Below are 4597 nucleotides of genomic sequence, written 5' to 3' on the forward strand. Positions count from 1 at the left end.
AGTCGGCCGATACTCTGGGTCCGCTGCAGCTCGGCGACGCTTCGGGCGATGCGCGCGGCGGCCTCGGCCTCGACGGAGGACCACGGCTGGGCTCGGCCGCGGACCGTCTCCCGCCAAAGGTCGAAGGACTTTCGGGGCGTCAGGGCTCCGCTGTCCGAAGCCGGGTCCGCCGGCTTGTGCGGATTGCCTGCCCAGTTGATCTCCTCGACCTGCTCAGCCCGGAACCACAGCAGCTGGCGCTTCTCCGAGGTGGAGACCGAAACCGCCAGCAGCCCGCTCGCCCTCTCGGCGTAGACGGATGCGGCCGGGAAGATGCGCGACAGGGAGTCGGTCGCGAAGACCGCCGGCTCGCGGCGCGTCAGCAGCCAGTCGGCCAGCGCCAGCAGCTTGTCGGGATCGGGGCAGAGGCCGGCGGTCGTCACCTTGTCCCCCTGGCGCACGGCGGCCCCGTGCGCCCGCACCACTTCCATCAGGTCCGGGACATGGCTCTCGAGCCCCTCGTCCACCGAGGCGCCGCGCGCCAGCAGGCTGAACAGCGCGTCCTCGGCCGCTCGGGTCCGCAGCCGATCCCTGTAGAGCTCGGCGTCCTCTAGGCTGGCGACCTGGTGCGACAGGGAGGCGGCGAGCAGCCGGCACAGGGTGCGGTCGTCGAAGGTGAGGCCCTTGGGCTCGCGATGGTGGAAGGCCGCCAGGCCCCAAAGCTGTCCGTCGCGAATGATCGACAATGAGGCTGAGGCGGCGACGCCCATATTCTTCAGGTACTGGATGTGGATCGGTGAGACGCTGCGAAGGTGGCAGTCCGACATGTCCAGCGGCGGATCGCCCAGATCCTGCGCCAGCAGCGGGCTCGGCGCGTAGCCGACATCCGGGATCACCCGGATGACGTTGCGCAGATAGAGCTGGCGGGCCTGCTTGGGGATGTCGCTGGCGGGGTAGCGGTGGTTGAGGAAAGGCGCCAGCGCGTCGGTCTTGGCCTCGGCGATCACGCTGCCGGTCTCGTCCGGCAGGAAGCGGTAGAACATCACCCGGTCGAAGCCGGTGATCTCCCGGAAGCGGGCGGCCGCCGTCTCGGCGAGCTGGGAGAGGGTGCGCGCGGCGCCGAAGGCGGCGCCGATGGTCTCGACCGTGCGGGCCATCTCGGCGGCCGACCGCCGACGGGCGGGGGCCGGCTCGAACTCCAGCACCAGCTTCTCCCCGACCAAATGGGCTACGCAGTCGAGCTCGCCGCCGGAGCTGCCGGGAACGGCTCCTGCGTACGTCGCAACGGAGAAGGTCTCGTCAAGCGACAGGCCACCGGCGCCGGGGATGGCCTCCATCAGGAGACGGCCGAGCAGCGCTTCAGGCGCGGCCCCGAGGAGCTCTCCGCAGCCGCCGCCCGCCTGCTCGATCCTCAGCGCCGAGCGGTCCAGGACCACCAGCGCGCCGTGCGGCTGCACAGCGCCGGGGATGTGGATCGGCTCCCTGTCGCATTGCGTCAGGTCGGGTTCGGAGGCGGTCATTTCGCTCACCCTTGCTTCACAGCACGGGCTGCGCCGAACGCCAAGCGTGGCCGCCGCGGCTTGGCGATTGGGCCAAAGAAAAGCGGCCCGGGATCGCTCCCGGGCCGCCGATCAGCCGAAACCGGCGAGGTCTAGTAGCGCAGCCGGAGCGTTGCGCCGACGGTGCGGGGCGCCCCCAGGAAGGCGTTGTAGACGCTGACCGCGTCGTTGTTCTCGTCCACCTGGTAGGGGCCGTTGAAGCCGACCTGGATGTAGTCCTGGTCGAACAGGTTGTTGGCCCACAGCTCGACGGTCCAGGTCTCGTCCACATTGCCGACGCCGATGCGGGCGTTCACCAGCACCAGTTCGTCCTGCAGCTTGGAGGGGTGCAGGTCCGAGCCGGTGTTGTAGCTCGAGGTGTACTTGGCCGAGACGTTGGAGCGCAGCATCAGCTCGCCGCCCAGTTCGCGCTCGTAGGTGCCGGCGAGAGACGCCGACCACAGGGGCGCGAACGACAGCCGCGCGCCGGGCAGGCGGCGCAGGCTGTTGAACCGGCTGGGGACCAGCAGGTCCGAGGCGGTGAACGGCTGGATCTCGGTCTCGGCGTAGGTGACGCCGCCTTGGAAATCGAGGCCGTCGATCGGGGTCGACCAGACGAAGTCGGCGTCGACGCCGCGCGAGACCACTTCCGGCAGGGTCTCCACGATAAAGGCCGTGCCGACGAAGGTGTTCAGCTGGAAGTCCTCGAAAGTCTGGTGGAAGCCGGCCAGGTTCAGCAGCAGAGAGCCGTCGAACAGGGTCGACTTGGCGCCGATCTCCCAGCTGTCGACGAACTCGCCGCGGAAGCTGGTGTCGGCATCGGCGGTGAAGTTCGGCGCGCCGCCGGGGCCAGCGAGGATCCGCTGCTCACGGTCGAGGTTGAAGCCCCCCGCCTTGAACCCGCGCGAATAGCTCACGTAGGTCATCAGGTCGGGGTTGAAGCGGTAGGCGAGCTTGGCGGTGCCCGACCATTCCTTCTCTTCCCGCGACTGGCTGACGACGCCCAGCTCGTCGAAGTCGTTGTTCTGGAGGTTGATGCACAGGCCGCCGGCGACGGTGGTGGCGGTGGCCGCGCCCAGCAGGCCGGCGAGGGCCGGGAACGCCGCCTCGGCCTGGTCGCAGGCCGCGCCCGTGGTCGTGTAGTCGCTGGTCAGGGACTTCTCGTCGATCGTGTAGCGCAGGCCGACGGTCAGCTCGAGGGCGTCGGTGATCTTGAACGAGTTGTTGGTGAAAAGGGCCCAGGTGTCGCCTTCCTGGGCGTAGACGTCGTCGGAGCCGAAGCCCGGCTGCAGGATGGTCCCTTGGGTCAGGCCGATGGCGGCCGGGACGTTCGAGAGCACCCGCTGAGCGTAGTAGGCGTAGTAGTCCTGGCCGAACAGCAGCAGGGCGCGGCTGTTCAGGTCTTCCTTGGCGTAGAAGCCGCCGACCAGCCAGTTCAGGCGCCCGTCCATGGCCTCGCCGGCCAGCCGCAGCTCCTGGCTGAACTGCTCGAACTCAGTGGCGTTGCGGCCGTCGTTCGGGCGGTAGACCAGGTCGGCGGCCGTGAAGTCGGCGTCCTGGCCGACCTCGGACTTCCAGTTCCGCCAGGCGGTGACCGAGGTCAGCGACATGGCTTCGTTGATGTCCCAGTTCGCCTCGGCCGACAGGCCCATGTCCTCGACGCGCTGGTCCGTGGGACGGTTGGCGAAGCCCAGCCGGTCGAACGGCGTGCTGGTCAGGTCCAGCGAGCCCGGACGCACCTGCTCTATCAGCCGGCCGCGGTTGTTGACGGCGCCGCCCACGAACAGCTGGGTGCCGACGCAGCAGAGTTCGTCACGCTTGGTGTAGTCGCCGATCACCCGGATGTTCAGGTCCTGCGACGGCTCGAACAGCAGCTGGCCGCGCAGGGTGTAGAAGTCCTGGGTGTTGTCCTCGTGGCGGCCGCGCGGGCCCTCGCCGGTGACGATGTCCTGGAAGCCGTCCCGGGCGCGGGCGGCGGCGTAGATCCGGCCGGCCACGGTGTCGGTGATGGGGCCCGACAGCGAGCCGGAGAAGCCCCACTGGCCGTAGTTGCCGACGGTGACCTCCGACTCGGCCTGCAGGTCGCGGGTCGGGCCGGCGGTGATGATGTTGACCACGCCCGCTGAGGTGTTCTTGCCGAACAGGGTGCCTTGCGGGCCCTTCAGCACTTCGATGCGGGTGACTTCGCCCAGGTCGCCGAACGAGACGCCGTTGCGGGGACGGTAGACGCCGTCGATCACGATCCCGACCGAGCTCTCCAGGCCGGGGTTGTCGCCGACGGTGCCGACGCCGCGGACACGGGCGGTGACGAAGGTCTCGTTGGAGGTCGAGGTGACGGTCAGGCCGGGCGTCAGGACGGTCAGCTCGCGGATGTCGCGTACGCCGGCGTCCTGCAGCAACTGGCCGCTGACCGACGTCACCACGATCGGCACGTCCTGCAGGCTTTGTTCACGCTTCTGGGCGGTGACGATGATCTCGTCGACGGCGTTGCCTTCCGCGTCGTCCTGGGCCTGGGCCGCCGTACCGAAGGCGAGACCGGTCAACACGGCGAGCGACGCCGAACTGCGGAGCAGTTGGGTGATGCGCATTCAAAATATCCTTCCAGATTATCCCCACCGGTCCGCGCGGGGAGGCGCGGCCGGGATCTGAGGGCGGCGCGTCTAGACCGATGACCGTCTGGCGACAATCGGACTCGAACGTTGTTTGGCCAGCTGCGCTATGGTTGTGGCCGGGCGGCAACATGTATCGCAGGGCGCGGGTTACATTCGGCGACAGAGCGGGCGCGTCAGAGGGCGTCTGGTTCGTTATGCTGCGGGCCAGGAGACCTCATGCCCGTCGACACCGCCGCCTATCGCCCCGAGCCGCACCTGCAGGAACTGGGCCCCGAATTCGCCGACCCGGTCGAGGCGGCGGACTTCCCGCAGACCCTCCTGCGCTACCGGAACGACCGGGCGGCGGCCAGCGTGGGCCTGGCCACGCTGACCGACGCGGAGTGGATCGCCCACTTCGGCCGTTTCAGGCCGCTGCCGGACAACCTGCCGGTCCCTCTGGCCCAGCGCTATCACGGCCACCAGTTCCGG

The 4597-nt window shown here is 69.1% G+C and carries 3 protein-coding genes; 1 reads left to right on the forward strand and 2 read right to left on the reverse strand.

The genetic code is table 11. From position 1 onward, the window contains the following. The coding region (locus tag VHK87_RS13435) for a GAF domain-containing protein (protein WP_329635401.1) at nucleotides 1-1499 on the reverse strand (1499 nt) is incomplete at its 3' end. A 131-nt stretch (nucleotides 1500-1630) separates the two neighbouring features. After that, nucleotides 1631-4105, reverse strand: coding sequence for a TonB-dependent receptor (locus tag VHK87_RS13440; protein WP_329635402.1), 2475 nt, complete (start codon nucleotides 4103-4105; stop codon nucleotides 1631-1633). Between the two features lie 240 nt (nucleotides 4106-4345). On the opposite strand from VHK87_RS13440, the gene VHK87_RS13445 reads away from it, so the two are divergent. Further along, on the forward strand, nucleotides 4346-4597 hold a 252-nt coding region (locus VHK87_RS13445; RefSeq protein WP_329635403.1), incomplete at its 3' end, for a protein adenylyltransferase SelO family protein.

This window comes from Phenylobacterium sp. (genome assembly GCF_036263695.1).
Classification (GTDB): domain Bacteria; phylum Pseudomonadota; class Alphaproteobacteria; order Caulobacterales; family Caulobacteraceae; genus Phenylobacterium.